At 46.5% G+C, this 15,082-nt stretch carries 15 protein-coding genes and 3 tRNA genes; 9 read left to right on the top strand and 9 right to left on the bottom strand.

The genetic code is table 11. The features are described from left to right. Positions 1-286 precede the first annotated feature (286 nt). The gene (locus tag ABLA76_RS04125) at positions 287-1,198 is read right to left on the bottom strand and encodes a LysR family transcriptional regulator (protein ID WP_348986964.1); all 912 of its coding nucleotides are present in this window, start codon (positions 1,196-1,198) and stop codon (positions 287-289) included. Between the two features lie 125 nt (positions 1,199-1,323). Between ABLA76_RS04125 and ABLA76_RS04120 the strand changes: the two genes are divergently transcribed. The 9 genes from ABLA76_RS04120 (at position 1,324) to ABLA76_RS04080 (ending at position 7,158) form a co-directional block, all read left to right on the top strand. Next, positions 1,324-2,250 (top strand): DMT family transporter, encoded by a 927-nt coding sequence (locus tag ABLA76_RS04120; RefSeq protein ID WP_047768007.1) that lies wholly within the window; start codon positions 1,324-1,326, stop codon positions 2,248-2,250. Positions 2,251-2,293: 43 nt separating this feature from the next. Continuing rightward, a complete protein-coding gene (locus ABLA76_RS04115; protein ID WP_348986963.1) occupies positions 2,294-2,671 on the top strand; it encodes a hypothetical protein in 378 nt (125 codons plus the stop codon). 180 nt (positions 2,672-2,851) lie between these two features. After that, the gene (locus ABLA76_RS04110; RefSeq protein ID WP_348986965.1) at positions 2,852-3,253 is read left to right on the top strand and encodes a GFA family protein; all 402 of its coding nucleotides are present in this window, start codon (positions 2,852-2,854) and stop codon (positions 3,251-3,253) included. Between the two features lie 392 nt (positions 3,254-3,645). Beyond that, positions 3,646-4,305: a UvrY/SirA/GacA family response regulator transcription factor gene (uvrY, locus tag ABLA76_RS04105; protein ID WP_047767885.1), complete on the top strand. Its 660-nt coding sequence runs from the start codon at positions 3,646-3,648 to the stop codon at positions 4,303-4,305. A 23-nt stretch (positions 4,306-4,328) separates the two neighbouring features. Continuing rightward, the gene (gene uvrC, locus ABLA76_RS04100; protein WP_348986962.1) at positions 4,329-6,161 is read left to right on the top strand and encodes an excinuclease ABC subunit UvrC; all 1,833 of its coding nucleotides are present in this window, start codon (positions 4,329-4,331) and stop codon (positions 6,159-6,161) included. Between the two features lie 56 nt (positions 6,162-6,217). After that, on the top strand, positions 6,218-6,766 hold the full coding sequence (gene pgsA, locus ABLA76_RS04095; RefSeq protein ID WP_099133554.1) for a CDP-diacylglycerol--glycerol-3-phosphate 3-phosphatidyltransferase: 549 nt from the start codon (positions 6,218-6,220) through the stop codon (positions 6,764-6,766). Positions 6,767-6,910: 144 nt separating this feature from the next. Continuing rightward, positions 6,911-6,986 (top strand) — tRNA-Gly (locus ABLA76_RS04090). 5 nt (positions 6,987-6,991) lie between these two features. After that, positions 6,992-7,065: transfer RNA gene (locus tag ABLA76_RS04085), tRNA-Cys, on the top strand. Positions 7,066-7,071: 6 nt separating this feature from the next. Then, positions 7,072-7,158, top strand: a tRNA-Leu gene (locus ABLA76_RS04080). Between the two features lie 345 nt (positions 7,159-7,503). Here ABLA76_RS04080 and ABLA76_RS04075 read toward each other — a convergent pair. From ABLA76_RS04075 to ABLA76_RS04040, 8 genes are all read right to left on the bottom strand, one after another. Continuing rightward, positions 7,504-7,731 carry an ogr/Delta-like zinc finger family protein gene (locus tag ABLA76_RS04075; RefSeq protein ID WP_348986961.1) on the bottom strand — a complete coding sequence of 76 codons (228 nt, stop codon included), beginning with the start codon at positions 7,729-7,731 and terminating at the stop codon, positions 7,504-7,506. Between the two features lie 63 nt (positions 7,732-7,794). After that, positions 7,795-8,907 carry a phage late control D family protein gene (locus ABLA76_RS04070; RefSeq protein ID WP_348986960.1) on the bottom strand — a complete coding sequence of 371 codons (1,113 nt, stop codon included), beginning with the start codon at positions 8,905-8,907 and terminating at the stop codon, positions 7,795-7,797. Then, on the bottom strand, positions 8,904-9,401 hold the full coding sequence (locus ABLA76_RS04065) for a phage tail protein (RefSeq protein ID WP_348986959.1): 498 nt from the start codon (positions 9,399-9,401) through the stop codon (positions 8,904-8,906). The genes ABLA76_RS04070 and ABLA76_RS04065 overlap by 4 nt, the downstream gene beginning before the upstream one ends. Before the next feature lie 2 nt (positions 9,402-9,403). Then, positions 9,404-12,463: a phage tail tape measure protein gene (locus tag ABLA76_RS04060; protein WP_348986958.1), complete on the bottom strand. Its 3,060-nt coding sequence runs from the start codon at positions 12,461-12,463 to the stop codon at positions 9,404-9,406. Further along, positions 12,456-12,572 (bottom strand): GpE family phage tail protein, encoded by a 117-nt coding sequence (locus ABLA76_RS04055; RefSeq protein ID WP_072161182.1) that lies wholly within the window; start codon positions 12,570-12,572, stop codon positions 12,456-12,458. Before ABLA76_RS04055 ends, ABLA76_RS04060 begins: the two co-directional genes overlap by 8 nt. Positions 12,573-12,586: 14 nt before the next feature. Continuing rightward, positions 12,587-12,904: a phage tail assembly protein gene (locus ABLA76_RS04050; protein WP_285811034.1), complete on the bottom strand. Its 318-nt coding sequence runs from the start codon at positions 12,902-12,904 to the stop codon at positions 12,587-12,589. A gap of 33 nt (positions 12,905-12,937) precedes the next feature. Continuing rightward, a complete protein-coding gene (locus ABLA76_RS04045) occupies positions 12,938-13,453 on the bottom strand; it encodes a phage major tail tube protein (protein ID WP_285811033.1) in 516 nt (171 codons plus the stop codon). Positions 13,454-13,463: 10 nt separating this feature from the next. After that, a complete protein-coding gene (locus ABLA76_RS04040) occupies positions 13,464-14,636 on the bottom strand; it encodes a phage tail sheath protein (protein ID WP_047767862.1) in 1,173 nt (390 codons plus the stop codon). Positions 14,637-15,082 lie beyond the last annotated feature (446 nt).

Genomic DNA, 15,082 nt, shown 5'->3' with positions numbered 1-15,082 from the left:
TTTAAAGTTAAACAGGAGTCGGCTTCAACAAGCCAACGTTATAGGATGTTAAAGTCGAGCATCGCGTTAATTTATTATCAGAATATTTATTAACTTGCTTTAACAGGCAATCCCATTGAGACTAATATAATCGGATGTTAAAGATTTATTCATCTTTAACATCTTAACATAATCTTAAACGGAAGCCTGGCCGATAGCAATTGATCAGACAGGAGTCCAAATTGAAATTAGATGGCTATCTTATCGCTTATCCAACCAAGTGTGCCGCTGTTGGTCATGCTGAATGTTATAGTATGCCCGATTGGTGTGACCGTCCTGAAAGTTTATCCTGATTTTGAAAAACCACCTCTGCCAGAAAATCTGCCACTTTCCGTATTCTGGGAGAATGGGCCAAATCAGATTGAATAACAAGCCAGATGGGTTTATCTATGCCTAAATCAGGCGAAATACACGTAAGCCCTGCGCCATTGGCTGCAATATGAGGCAGCACGGCTAATCCCAGGCCCGCAGTTGCTGCTGCAATTTGAGAACAAATCGAAGTTGTTGCGACTGAAAGTGAGCGTCCTTGTAAGACTTGTTTAAGCCAGTTAGCGGAAGGAAATTGCGAGTACTCACTTGTCCAGCCAATGAAATGCGCATCGTTGTATTTACCTTTGAATATATCGGAGGGGCAGGTCGCTAAATAAGTTTCGCTGCCATACAGACCAAACCCCAAGGTTCCCAGTTGTCGGAGATTAACATGGCCTTGCTCCGGCCTGATGATACGAAGTGCTAAATCAGCATCACGGCGATGAAGGTTTACTGTGTAATTATCCGTTGTGATTTCTAATGTCAGGTTTGGATGATTTTTTTGTAAGGTCGGCAAGTTGGGCATAATTAAATAATTGGATAATGTTTCGAGTGTTGCAAGGCGTACACTGCCTGCAATAGTTGCCCGTAGATCGGCCTCAAACAGAAATGAACTTGCTGCTATCTCCATGGCTTTGGCTTTTTCCAATAGTTCTGCGCCATCTTCTGTTAGTTGATAACCTGTTTGATGCCGCAAAAATAATGGCATTCCGAAAGTATTTTCCAGACGTTCGATTTTTCTCGATACCGTTGCCACTCCAATACCAAGAAACTCAGCCGCCTTACTGATAGTACCTGCTCGCGCGATTGCCAAGAATATTCGAATATCATCCCAAATAAGTGATTGCACGATTTGTTTTCCATTTCTGAAAATTTGATTACCAATTTTGCCTAAATATTTCAATTTTAAAAGGTGCCACAATGATTTTGTCAAGGATCACTTTGTTTAAGATAAATCAAGATAGGGTAATGAATATGAAAACAACTCCACAGTCAGCGATTGCACTGACGTTAATTGCAACATTCTTTTGGGGATCAAATTTTCAGATAACAAAATTTGCACTTACGAGTTTGCCTCCGTGGACAGCTTCTGTTGAGCGTTTTTTTTATGCAGTTATCTGTATTTTCATTTTTTTTGCATGGAAAGAGGGGATTCACAGCAAGGTTTTGAAACAAAACTGGTGGGCATTTATTATTCTTGGGGCGATTGGTGTGGCGGGATTTAATGGGGCATTTTTTGTTGGTCTGCAAAGTTCCAATCCAGTGACGGCGGCTTTGATTGTGGCAACGACGCCTATCTCTGCCAATATTCTGGAAGCGATGATAAATCGTCGATTACCTGGATTGATGCGGGTTATTGGTATGGCAATCAGTTTGTTGGGGGTTGCTTTGGTTATTACCAACGGTGAATTGAATTTGGGAGGTGTCTCTCAGATAGTAGCCGGCGATATAATCATTTTTATGGGAAGTCTTGGTTGGTCAATTTACACAGTGGGAACACGGGTGTTTGTCAAAGATGCGACGCCATTGGCGACTACGAGCTGGACGATGCTTTTTGGTGCGATCATATTAGCGTTTATTGCGATTTTTGTGGAATCGCCAATAACTGCATTATCTTCGGGAACATTTGAAAGCCATTTGGCCTGTTTTTATATAGGTATTGGTGGTTCTACGGTTGCCTATCTTTTTTGGAATATGGGGGTTGCTATTCGTGGAGCAGGAAAAACGGCGGTATTTTTTAACTTGGTTCCCATGTTTGCACTCATGATACAGCTAATGATGGGAAATATTCCCAGCTTGCCACAACTAATTGGCGTTGTTATCACTATTGTGGGGGTGCTCTTGGGGCAGGGAATATTGAGTAATGTCCGGTTCATGAACATTGATAAAAATAAAAACTAACATACAATCACCATGGTAACTAATTTATTAGTGGAGATCTGATATGGAAAAATTTACTGATAAATTAATTAGCTTTGACCGATTTCTTTTACGGATACTGCGCTTTCTTTTGCATGCATTCATTATCTTTCTGATCGGCATTATTCCTGGTGTACTGGGTTTTTTCTTGATCGAAAGCCATGCTATTCCTGATGCAATACTAAATTCAGTTTCAATGATTGGAACACAAAACTTGCATATTGAACCAGTCAGTACTCTGGGGAAATATTTTGCTGCCGTTTATGGACTATTCCTTCAGGCTATCTTTTTTATCGCAGTAGGTATGGTGGTGACGCCTTTTGTCCACAGAATATTGCATAGCTGGCACATAGATGATGATGAAGAGGAGGAGGAGGAGGATAACGAAGATGTGAAAAAATAAATAACTTAATTTTCTGCTATCAAGCCATAATTTGATGTTTCCAAAACTTATTTGTATGGTTAAAAATTAGAGGATCATTGTAGTGAGTATGGTATTTTTGATGAAATATAGTGGTAGATTTACTCAATCTCAGATATAAGATTTTTCCCTATAAATTTATTATAGATAGAGAGTTAAATGATGAATAAAGGTCATTGTTTATGCGGTGCGGTGAGTGTAAAAACCAATCAAGGTATTGGAGATATTAACGTATGCCACTGTAAAAATTGCCAAAAATGGAATGGAGGTCCATTTTTATCTGTGGACTGTAAGGATGACCTAAAAATAGAAGGAGCTGAAAATATTTCAACATATTCGTCATCCGAATGGGCAGAACGCGCTTTCTGTAACAGGTGCGGCACACATCTTTTTTACCATCTGCATCAACCAAGCGCTTATTATGTTCCAGTTGCATTGTTTGATAATAGTAATAAAAGTAAATTATCTCGCCAAATTTATGTGGAAAGCAAGCCAGCATATTATAACTTTGTTGAAAAGACCCCTATGCTGACTAAAGCAGATATCCTTAACTTATTTAAATAATAATTGCAGTATGGGGGAAAATATCATCCTCATATTGTTCTGGATTGCTATGAATAATATAGAGATATGTTTTTAAGAAATATTAAACGAAATCAATTGGCTATATGCTTGATAAACTTCAAGTTGCAATCCGCAAGACGACGTGAAGCCTTATATTTCCCCACTGCGCGGGGAAATATAACACGCATCTTGAAGTTGGATTGGTATATATTTATTACATTTCATTGATATGTAACAATTTTCTTTCTGTTTTGCGCTAATGTGAGTATAATCTGTTATCTTTTGTTAATTTATCTTATGAAAATCATAAAGATAAATTCAGCGTGTTCGTTTCGTTTTGGGATTTATTAATTTTATCATTATAGTGGATATTACGTTAGTGGAGATGTTGTTTGATTAATGTTTTATTAGTTGATGACCATGAACTGGTGCGCATTGGTGTGAAAGGCGTCCTTGATGATGTAAAAGGGATAAAAGTCGTAGGGGAAGCCAGTAGTGGAGAAGATGCAGTCAGATGGTGTAGATCAAACAGCACGGATATTGTCATGATGGATATGGGAATGCCCGGAATAGGAGGGTTGGAGGCGGCTAAAAAAATCATCCGTTATTCACCTGATACACGGGTGATTATGCTAACTATCCATACTGAAAGTTCTTTGCCCACAAAAGTGATGCAAGCAGGGATTAGGGGATATTTGAGCAAGGCTGCCGCTCCTCAGGATATGATCAATGCAATTCGGGCGGTTTATGCAGGCCAGCGTTACATTTCCTCGGACATTGCCCAGCAGATGGCACTCAACCAGTTATCACCCCCAAAAGAAAACCCGTTGGATGAACTTTCGGATCGGGAATTGCAGATCATGACAATGATAACTCAGGGGCGTAAAGTTAATGAGATTTCTGAGTTGCTTAATCTGAGTCCAAAAACAGTGAATAGTTACCGCTATAGGATGTTCAGTAAACTAAATATCAAAGGTGATGTAGAATTGACCCATATGGCAATACGCTGTGGATTGTTTGATGCGCAGAATATGGTAACTCACAGTGGGTAATAAGATTTGATGGGTGATCAGTCATGGCGGAACTATTTAATTCAAAGGCATTTTTAAAAACAGTTACCAGTCAGCCGGGTGTCTACCGCATGTATGATATCGCTGGCACCGTGATCTATGTCGGTAAAGCTAAGGATCTAAAAAAACGGTTATCTAGCTATTTTAGGGCACAAGTTAGTAGTCGCAAAACTGAATCATTAGTGAAAAATATCGTCCAGATAGATGTCACCGTTACCCACACAGAGACAGAGGCGCTCCTGCTCGAACATAACTACATCAAACTGTATCAGCCTCGCTACAATGTATTACTGAGAGATGATAAATCTTATCCTTATATTTTCTTGAGTAGTGATATCCATCCCCGTTTAACCTTATATCGTGGAGCCAGGCATGCGAAAGGAGAATACTTCGGCCCATTCCCCAATTCTCATGCAATACGTGACACTTTAGCTTTATTGCAGAAACTATTTCCTATTCGCCAATGTGAAGACAATGTGTATCGCAATCGTTCAAGACCTTGTTTGCAATATCAGATTGGGCACTGCCTCGCCCCTTGTGTTAAGGGATTTGTAACAGATGAAGAATATCTGCAGCAAGTTGAATACGTCCGTTTGTTTTTGGCGGGGAAAGATCAGCAAGTATTGGATGAGCTGGTTACAAAAATGGAAAAAGCGAGTCAACAGCTTAAGTTTGAAGAGGCTGCCCGTTATCGCGATCAGATCCAGGCAGTACTGCAAGTTACGGAACGACAATTTGTTTCTGGAGAAGGTGATGATCTTGATGTTATTAGCGTTGCTTTTGAGGCGGGAATGGCCTGTGTGCATGTCTTATTTATCCGTCAGGGCAAGATATTGGGCAGCCGCAGTTATTATCCCAAAATTCCGGTTGATACGAAATTAGATGAAGTAGTGCAAACTTTCCTTGGTCAATTTTATCTCCAGGGAAGCCAAAACAGGACATTGCCGACAGAAATTTTGTTGGATTTTGCATTACCTGAAAAAGAACTATTGGAAAAATCACTTGCTGAAATATCGGGCAGAAAAATCTATATCCAGGCACGGCCAAGAGGTGACAGAGCGCGTTACTTAAAATTAGCACGTACTAATGCCGCTACCGCTTTGCTTACCAAACTTTCCCAACAATCGACAATTCATCAGCGATTAGAATCACTGACCGCATTTATCGGCCTTGAAAAAATCCAACGTATGGAATGTTTTGACATCAGTCACACGATGGGAGAACAAACTGTTGCATCATGTGTTGTTTTTGATGCTAATGGCCCGGTTCGTGCAGAATATCGACGCTATAATATTACAGGTATTACTCCAGGGGATGATTATGCTGCGATGAGCCAAGTCCTGCGTCGTCGATATAGCAAAGCTATCGATCAGACAAAAATCCCGGACATTATCTTTATTGACGGTGGAAAAGGGCAGCTTGCGCGTGCGATTGAAGTTTTCGATTCTTTGAAGGTTGAATGGAATAAAAAGTATCCTAAGCTAATTGGCGTTGCGAAAGGCAGTGATCGTAAGGCCGGGCTAGAAACCCTATTCTTTGCAGCGGAAGGAGAGGGGATAGCACTTCCTCCTGATTCACCTGCGTTACACGTTATTCAACATATTCGTGATGAATCTCACAACCATGCCATTACAGGACATCGTCAGCGTCGGGAAAAAGTGAAAAAGACCAGTACATTGGAATCGATTGATGGTATTGGGCCGAAACGTAGACAAATGTTACTTAAATATATGGGAGGATTACAGCCTTTACGCAACGCAAGTGTAGAAGAGATCGCAAAAGTGCCTTCTATTTCTTATGCATTGGCAGAAAAAATCTATAATGCGTTGAAACACTAGAAGTATTGGTGCACCATACTGATAAACTTAACTTGGCCAGATAGTTACTAAGCATTATGCAATTAAATATTCCAACATGGCTTACTCTATTTCGTATTGCCTTAATCCCATTCTTTGTTTTGGCATTTTACTTGCCATTCCAATGGGCACCGATGTTATGTGCCATTATCTTTATTATTGCTGCTGCAACAGATTGGTTTGATGGTTTTCTTGCCCGTTTGTGGAAACAGACAACGCGTTTTGGCGCATTTCTTGATCCGGTGGCGGATAAAGTTATGGTAGCTACTGCGCTGGTACTGATTGCCGAACATTACCATACGTGGTGGATCACGCTGCCTGCTGCGACGATGATTGCCCGTGAGATCATTATATCCTCCCTGCGTGAGTGGATGGCGGAATTGGGAAAACGCAGTAGCGTCGCTGTTTCTTGGATGGGAAAAATAAAAACGACAGCACAAATGGCGGCATTGGTTGCCTTATTATGGCGTCCTTGCATTGAACTCGAAGTGGGAGGATTCATCCTATTATACGCTGCTGCGGTCTTGACATTCTGGTCAATGTTTCAATATTTGAGCGCCGCATGGGATGATTTGCGTGAAAGTTGATCCAAATGACGCAAAAAACATCGAACGAACGCGTTTTATAAATAATTGTGTTGACTCATTTTGTGAAGTAAGTAGAATGCATCGCATCGGACGGCGCATGAAATTTACGAAACAAGTTAAGTAAATCAAGCAGTTCGAAGAAAGGCGGGAATAGCTCAGTTGGTAGAGCACGACCTTGCCAAGGTCGGGGTCGCGAGTTCGAGTCTCGTTTCCCGCTCCAAAAAAGGCGCGTTGGCAGAGTGGCCATGCAGCGGATTGCAAATCCGTTCACCTCGGTTCGACTCCGGGACGCGCCTCCAAATTCAGCCCAGGTGGTGAAATCGGTAGACACAAGGGATTTAAAATCCCTCGGCTGTAAGGCTGTGCGGGTTCAAGTCCCGCCCTGGGCACCAAATAAAAACTTGATGTAAAACATTGAGTTAGGGTTAGAAAAAGCCACCGTAAAGGTGGCTTTTTTGCTTTCTGCGATTGCATGAAATTTCGAAATTGGCAGCAGATTGGCAGCACCTTGGCACTACTGGTTTTTTATCCAATAATATTTAACCGCCTTTTCTCCTCTCTAAGATCTACTTTTTTCTCTTTTTTAGAAAAATATTTTCTTGCATAAAAAAGCATCATCAATGAATGATTATTAATCAGCACGATTTTTTGTATTGGAAAATGAAATCAGCATATAGGAAGATGAAGAAGATAAGGAATAAATTAGCCCTCTTGATATCTGAGGGCTTTTAACTGGGCTAAAAATTATCGAAGCACAACGCCGTTTGCTGTCCATTCGTAGGATGGGGCTGGGCGAATTCGATCAGGTTGGGTTTAGCCACCCAACGGACAAAGGTTTCATGACTGACGAATGTGGCACCACAATTGATATTCTGGCACTGGTTGTAACGTTCTTTGGTTTCGGCGGTGTGTTCAAAACTGCTGCGAGTGTGTGCCACATGATGGCAAAGGGGGCATTTCATCATAATATGAGTGCCTTGTTGAAAATGACTGCCAGCTTTGTTAGGCAATAGCGTGATTATAGCAAATCAAGCGCCCATGTCAGCATCCGAAATTTTCACTTCCAGTTCTAACGATGATGTTAACCCACTGTCATTTAAGGTATGCGTCACCGTGACCAATGTCCAGTCTGCCTGGTCAATCTGCGGTTTAAAACCGATCACCCGAACTTTCATTTCTGGGAACAGCTCCGGCCGTCCTTTCGCCAGTTGAATGGAAAACGACGCTACACCACGCTGGATTTTTTCCCACTCCGCTTTCGCGGCACGCTCAGCTGTTGACCTATAGGCATAGGTATGTTTCAACACCAGCACATTACCCTCACTGCCGGCCAGATATTCCCCCTGTTTTTCCTCTTTTTTCGGTTGTGCGGTCTGGCGGGACTGGCGCCGTTTACGCCTAACGATGACCTGTTCTTTTTTTTGTGGCTCACGGGTGTTCAGCCAACTGGCCGACACACCGGTATAGGCGCTGCGGTCTGCCAGCGAGAACCGGTAGCCATCCCCCGACTGGCGGGTAATCATGACAACCGGCAACGGGCGGCCACTCACTGTCTGGTTTTGCCCTTGCCGCATAAACAACAGATAACCGTTTTTAACCGCCGCAACCGCGCCTTCCTGTTTAGCCAGCCGGGTTAAGAAACTGCCGTCGGATTCGTTGGTCTGGTCAATATGTTTTATCGCGATAGCGGCCAGCGTTTTGTCCACCTCCGGCTGGAGATTATTACGGGCGGCGATGGTCTGCACGATATCGCCCATCGTTTTCTGGTGATAAGAGAGTTCACGGCTGATATTCAGGGTCGCCCGAAAATCAGCACTGCGGGCACGAACCGTCACTTTATCCGGTGGGCCACTGTATTCGATTTCATCCACAATAAACTTGCCCTTATGGATAAGTGCTTCGCCCTGCCAGCCCAGATGCAGAGAAAGCTCTGTGCCACGGGGTGGCAACGATAACAGGCCGTCACTGTCATCCAGCTCAATATCGAGCTGATCTGCCTCAAAGCCGCGGTTATCGGTCAGGCTCAGGGAAATCAACCTGTCCTGGATACGGGCATTGATATTGCTGTCACCCGCACTCAGCACATAGACAGGCGAGTTAGCGTTGCCGGTTACCCAGTCCAGCTTTGGTAATGATATCATGGGAATAACCCTGTAAGTTTATCGGTAGCCGCTGTTTTAATGCTGCCTAATATATCAGTCGCACTGATTTTCAGGTCGTTCAGTTGCGTACCCAGATCCCCGAACATTTTTCCCAGATTTTCATCCACACGACGCAAGGTGACGGTAAAGTCGATTTTTTTAGCGGCCCCGTCGGCAAAGAATTCCGTTTTGGTCTGATCCAGGCTCTCGATAATAAACATGCCGTAAATGGTGCCCTGACCATCCAGAAATGACCAGGCTTTGCCACTGTCAGCCATCAGTTGTAACGCCAGCAGCGATAACCGGCCACCCGTGATTTCCGGGTATAACGAACCGGATAAGGTGATGGTGTCATTGTTTGGCCCGATAAACTGGAAGGCGGGGCGGGCACCAATCCGGTTATTGAAGCCGTAGCGCCAAGACTGCTGGTGTTGCAGGCTCTGGTAGGGGGTGGTTTTCAGCATAAAAACAAATAAACCCAGTGCGGCCATCATCGTTAATACTCCTCTCTGTCAGCAAAGGCGCTGCGGGCGCGGGCACGTTGTTGTTGTTCACGGCGATCCATTTCACGGGCAACCGCCTGGGCGATATCCTGCGCCGATTGGGCCGGTGTGGGGTGAATATGGATTTCACAGGCAGGACGCTCACTGCGTTGATGTTGATTTATCACCGTGACCCCGGCGCTCTGGTATTGGGCGGCCGGCAGGCTGTAGGGATGCAGCGGGGCTGGTTGAGCACTGACGGTGGATACCCCCATCGACAGCGCGGCGGCAGCCATACGGGCCAGTGTGGCCGTTTGCCGGCGGCTGGTGACGCGGGCAGGGCCGTTTATCAGCTCAGGGCCATACTCACCGACCAGGCCAAATTTCCCCGCCGGAATATAACCGCCGGTATCATGGGCACCGGAAAAGGCGGTAAAAGGGTTAGCATGAGGGCGGGTTGCGTCGTTATAGGCCTCCAGTGCTCGTTTCACTTCGGGTTTCTGCGTCTGCTCTTTCATAAAGTCAGGCGTCACGGCCTCTTTGATCTGCGAGCCTAATTCAGACAGGCTTTTCTTTAACGCAGTCCATTTTTCCTTAATGCCGGTAACGAGTTTTTCGATAATTTCCTTTCCGAATTTTTTAAACCGCCCCGGCAGTTTCTTGGCGTTCTCGATAATTTCATTCCATTTATTCGATATGTAGGTTTTGATGGTATCCCATCTGGCTAAAATGTCGGCCTTAATTTCGGCCCACCTGCTCAGGATCTTTTGTTTAATGCTGGCCCATGCCGTAGAAACGTAGTTTGAAATGTTATCCCACAGTTTCTTAAACCACGGTCCCAGTTTGTCCCAGTTTCTCCAAATCAGATATGCGCCCAGGGCAATCAGGCCAATGATCAATAACAAGGGATTCGTCAGCACCACCCCCCGTAACCACGACAGCACCTTACCAACAGCAGAAAAGGCCGAGCCAAGTTTCAGAACAGAAGCGGCACCGTTGATGCCCAGCATGGAAAAACCCAGTCGGATCATGGCCAGCGGCCCCAACAATGTTGCCAGCACCAGTGTGAGCGAACCCATAACCGCCAGAATAATACCCAATCCCGTGGCAGCGATAGTGACATATTTCGCAACTGTCGGGTGATCATTAAAAAACCGCTTAACTTTTGTGAGCATTTCGGAAAGTTTTTCCAGCCCTTTGATATAAATTGGCAGCAGCTTGTCACCAATTTCTTTATAAAGATCCCGTTTTCGGGCGTCCAGTTCCAGCTCCTGCCCCTGCGCGGTGGTCTTGCCCTCGCCGACCAGCTTATCCACGCTATAGGCTTCGTGTCCGGCCTTGATTTGTTTCTCAATATTGGCATGTTCCCGATACATAGTAACAAACAGGTCAGCCCCCTTACGGTTAGAGAACAGTTTAGCAATGGCAGTTTCCATGCCGCGTTCGTCTAGCTGTGGGTTTTTCTTACGGATACGGGGTACGATCTCATCCATGAGATAACGGAATGGATCTGTTTGAAATTTTTCCGCATTAACCAACGCGCCCGGCTTCACTTTAGTAATGTGACCGGTTTTACCGTATTTGACGGCGCCTTTTTGCAACAATCCCAGTGCATTCAGCTCTTCGGCAGCCCCCTGTGTGGTACGACCCATCATCAGGTTTTGGTACGCACTCGCGAGGGATGTCCCTGTTCGATCACCCCCAATTTGCTGGATAATGTGAGACATAGAGAAATAAAATGCCTCATCACTCATCTGTTTTGCGGCGACATTACCAGTTTTGAGCATGGCCATATAGTCACTGGGCAACACCAATCCACCACTAGCTGCCATCGCCTGTGCGGACAGGTTTACCGATTTTTTGAAATCGTCAGGATTGTTAATCATGTTGCGCAGTTCGGCGATTTTCAGAACCTCCTGTGACTGGTCGCGCATTTCCTGCGCTTTTTCATCGCTGATCCCGTGCATCCCTAAAAAACGGGTGGCGTATTGTAGTCTCAGCAATTCTGGCGTGACCATTTTAGCTTCATCGTAATGACGCAATACCGAATGCGCTTCTTTCAGGATCTTCAGGTTATCACTGGCGCTGTTACCGATAATGCGCATGCCACTGGCGAATTTATCCGCATCTTTCAACACGTCTTCGCCGACCCCCAACGCACGGAATGCTGACATTTCCTTGTGATAGATGGACGCTTCATTCAGCATCGGTTTGACGCCCATCAGCATGGCACCACCAGATGCCACCATGCCCGCGCCGTGACCGAGCATATCGTTGCGCAGGTTCTTGGTTTTCTGATAACGGGACTTGGCCGCGGCCAGTTTCTTTTCCCGCTGCTCCAGCCGTTCCAGTTGTTGGCGCTGCTGGCTCAGGGTGTTATTCGTGCGGCTGATATCGGTATTAATGCGCCGCTGCGCATCACCCAGTCGGTTGGTTGAGATACCGCTGTCAAGCAAAGCCTTACGTTGCTGATACAGTGATTGGTTTAAAGAATGAGTCTTTTCCTTGAGCTGTCGAGCGGTTTCTTTTGCCCGCTGAAAAGCTGTCACCTGCGCTTTTGTTGGATTGCCACTGGCTTGCATCGCACGAGCCAGTGCGTCGACGTTGTTGGTAGCCTTACGATAGGCTTGCTGAGCGCTCTGTAGTTCTTGCTTAGTTTTGCGAAATCCCTCATTGGTCAAGAGAGCATTCTCTTTCAGCGCCTTGCGCTGGTGATGCAGGGATTCGCTTAAGCTCCGCGTTTCTCCCTTTAACTTAGCAGCAGCCTTTTTCGCCCGCTCAAACTGGGTAATCTGGCTTTTGGTGGGGTTTTCACTGGCTTGTAGGGCACGGGCCAGTGCCGCCACTTTATCGGTGGCGTCGCGGTAAGCCTGCTGCGTGCTGAGCAAGGTTTGCTTGGTCTTGCGAAAGCCGTCAATCCTGCCGGCCTGCTGGTTCAGATCCCGCAATTGCTGGCGGGACTGTTTGAGGGTCTCCGCCAGCCGTTTATTGGCTGCCTGCGCACCTTTAAAAGGCCGCGTCAGTTTATCCACGGCGCTTAAGATCACTTGCAGGCGTAAATTTCGGTCACTCATCGGCACCACTCCGCTTCATTGCCCGGTAACGCCATTCCAGCAACTCCGGCAGGGGCATGTCAGCGGTTACGGCAGGCGACCAGTGAAAGACGGTGGCAATGTCTGCCACCAGTTCATCAACGGTTAGTTGGTCTGGAAATCGGACTTCACCGACTTCGGCAGCAAAAAACTGACCACCTCGATACTCAGGTTAATCAGGTCGCCCGGTGACATCAGCAGCAAATCGCCTTTGGTCAACGCCGGCGCGGTGACGCGGGGTAACACCAGCATCATGGAGTCTACGTCCATCTCCATCAGGGCTTGCAGGCGGGCACCGCGCAGGGCACCACTGTTAGGCTTGCGCACAATCACGTCCGTAATGGTGGTAGCACCCCGTATAATCGGCTCTTCCAGTGTGACGGAGGCCTGTTCAGGCAGGGCAACAGGGGTTTGTTCGGTCATGATAAAAGCTCCTCGGATGAAAAAGGTTAATATTTACAGTCCAATAGCACGGCGATGCGCTTCGAGACGGTCAACGCCGCCGACGATTTCCACCATATTTACGGTGTCGATTTCGACCAGCACTTCCCCGTCCCACGTCAGTTTAAAGTAAGTATTTTTGGCGCTGACCTTAGTCTGGGTGTTGTCACCCTGTTTGTAGCTGCCGTGGTCAAATTCGGAAAATCGCCCGCGCATGACGACCTCGATGGCAATCACTTCGCCGGTATCGTCCCGCTGGAAAGAGCCATTGAAACGCAGGGCCACGCCATCGACTTTATCAATGCCCCACTGTTTGTAGAGTTGGGCGTCAACCCCGCCTAACGTAAATTCGGCATCCAGTGCGCCGTCATCCAGCCCCAAATCGACGTTCGCCGCGCCGGGCATTCCGCCGCCGCGATAGGCTTCGAGCTTGCGACCCAGTTTGGGTAACGTCAGTTCTTCGACAATCCCAACGTAATTGTTGCCGTCATTGAAGAGGTTTAAGTATTTCAGTTTGCGTGGTAATGCCATATGCAGCCCCTTAGCTGTTAATGCTGTTGGCGAAGTTCATCAGGTACTGGTCAGTAATGCGCTGGCGCAGCAGCAGGTTTTCCAGTGGCGGCACCGGGGTGTAGTTATAGTCGATATAGAGCTTGCCGGCTTTCAGGGTGTCCTTGCTGTTGGCGCTTTCGTCATACCAGCATTGGCCATCAATCAGGTAGCCGTTAGATTTGAGTTCACGCAGCTTGGCGTTGATGCCTTCGATAATGTCACGCACCAGCGAGGGCGTCAGTGGTTTATCGATAGCCCACATATGGGCCTCGGCCATCGTGTCAGCCAGCACCTGGGCGGTGCGGGTGTAGCTTTCAAACTGGAACAGCGGATCATCGGAGCAGGTGCGGGAACCCCAGAAACGAAATCCGTCTTTGCGGATCAGCGTGGTCACGTCGTTCTGGTTGAGCAGGTTGGCGTCGGTGGCGACGTCCTGTAAATCCCAGAAGACATCCGCTGAAATGCCGGTCACCCCATTGACGCCCACGTTGGACAGGGTTTTGTGCCAGCCGGTTTCCTCGTCGATTTTCGCCCGCAAGCCTAATGCCCGTGCTGTGGCATAAGCAACAGCTTCACGGCTGATCACGGTATCCCAGCTCAGGAAGTCCGGCCAAATCAGCATCAGCTCACGATACTTGAAGTTTTTACGATAGTTGATAACTTCTTCGATTTTTTTGCAGCCATAAGCGCTCACATACGCCATGGCTTTCAGTTTCTCGGCAATGCCGGCCAGCGCCTCGGCCACGGGCTGGGTATCGTGCCCGGGCACACCGAGAATACGCGGCTTAACACCCAGCTGACCTTGTGCGGCCAATAACGCCTGCATGCCGGTTTTTTTGCCCTCATCGGTGACGCGGCCAATGATATTGGACGTGGTTTCGGCTTCGGTTTCGCCCTGGGCGACACGCACCACGACGGTTACGGGTTTGGCCTGATCGGCAATCGCCCGCAAGGCATGGAATAGCGTTCCGGTTTCGCCGGCCTTGCCGCTGGCGGTAAGGACATCGGTTAACAAGACCGGAGTGTTTAGGGGAAAGGTATTGGGGTCAGCATCATCCCCCGTACAGACCATGCCGACAATGGCAGTGCTGACGGTGGTAATGGTGCGGGTGCCTGCGTTGATTTCCTGCACGCGCACGCCGTGATGATAATCTTGGGCCATAGCGAAAAACTCCTGCTTAAGTGATTTCGTTATGGTGGTCGGCTTTACAATAAAATGCAGGTGATTGGGGTTGTGTGAGGGCTGGTACAAATCAGGTGAATCATTAATGAGGGGATCGCCCCCTATAATGAATGCACAATGCAAAAAAATATACCTAATTAAAATACATCATCATTGGCGGCCGTGCCTGCATGTAGTGCGCCGCGTGAATTGAAAAACTGTTTCATTTAAATCGCAAAAAATTATATTACGGTGTTTTTATCAAACACGCGGCATATTTAGATTGTTTTTTACCCATCAACGCCGATGTTCCTCAAAACTCACATTTTGCACATTTATTGAACTGAAAATTTGTTTAATTTCAACCCGTTCAACAGTCAGTTACCCGTTTCTACTGCCCAAATCCACCCAGTGCGTAATTCTAGAAAACCTCGGTTTAACGGATA

Origin of the sequence: Xenorhabdus sp. SGI240 (assembly GCF_040081915.1) — a bacterium.
Taxonomy (GTDB): Bacteria; Pseudomonadota; Gammaproteobacteria; order Enterobacterales; family Enterobacteriaceae; genus Xenorhabdus; species Xenorhabdus bakwenae.
The sequence above is the reverse complement of the archived record's forward strand: the minus strand, read 5'-3'. Positions and strand labels throughout refer to the sequence as shown.

What these genes read in the sequence shown, in the direction of transcription:
- ABLA76_RS04065 (WP_348986959.1), bottom strand. Translation starts at nt 9,401, where the DNA reads ATGATGGCCGCACTGGGTTTATTTGTTTTTATGCTGAAAACCACCCCC.
- ABLA76_RS04120 (WP_047768007.1), top strand. Translation starts at nt 1,324, where the DNA reads ATGAAAACAACTCCACAGTCAGCGATTGCACTGACGTTAATTGCAACA.
- pgsA (WP_099133554.1), top strand. Translation starts at nt 6,218, where the DNA reads ATGCAATTAAATATTCCAACATGGCTTACTCTATTTCGTATTGCCTTA.
- ABLA76_RS04045 (WP_285811033.1), bottom strand. Translation starts at nt 13,453, where the DNA reads ATGGCATTACCACGCAAACTGAAATACTTAAACCTCTTCAATGACGGC.
- uvrC (WP_348986962.1), top strand. Translation starts at nt 4,329, where the DNA reads ATGGCGGAACTATTTAATTCAAAGGCATTTTTAAAAACAGTTACCAGT.
- ABLA76_RS04050 (WP_285811034.1), bottom strand. Translation starts at nt 12,904, where the DNA reads ATGACCGAACAAACCCCTGTTGCCCTGCCTGAACAGGCCTCCGTCACA.
- ABLA76_RS04115 (WP_348986963.1), top strand. Translation starts at nt 2,294, where the DNA reads ATGGAAAAATTTACTGATAAATTAATTAGCTTTGACCGATTTCTTTTA.
- ABLA76_RS04060 (WP_348986958.1), bottom strand. Translation starts at nt 12,463, where the DNA reads ATGAGTGACCGAAATTTACGCCTGCAAGTGATCTTAAGCGCCGTGGAT.
- ABLA76_RS04040 (WP_047767862.1), bottom strand. Translation starts at nt 14,636, where the DNA reads ATGGCCCAAGATTATCATCACGGCGTGCGCGTGCAGGAAATCAACGCA.
- ABLA76_RS04110 (WP_348986965.1), top strand. Translation starts at nt 2,852, where the DNA reads ATGAATAAAGGTCATTGTTTATGCGGTGCGGTGAGTGTAAAAACCAAT.
- ABLA76_RS04070 (WP_348986960.1), bottom strand. Translation starts at nt 8,907, where the DNA reads ATGATATCATTACCAAAGCTGGACTGGGTAACCGGCAACGCTAACTCG.
- ABLA76_RS04075 (WP_348986961.1), bottom strand. Translation starts at nt 7,731, where the DNA reads ATGATGAAATGCCCCCTTTGCCATCATGTGGCACACACTCGCAGCAGT.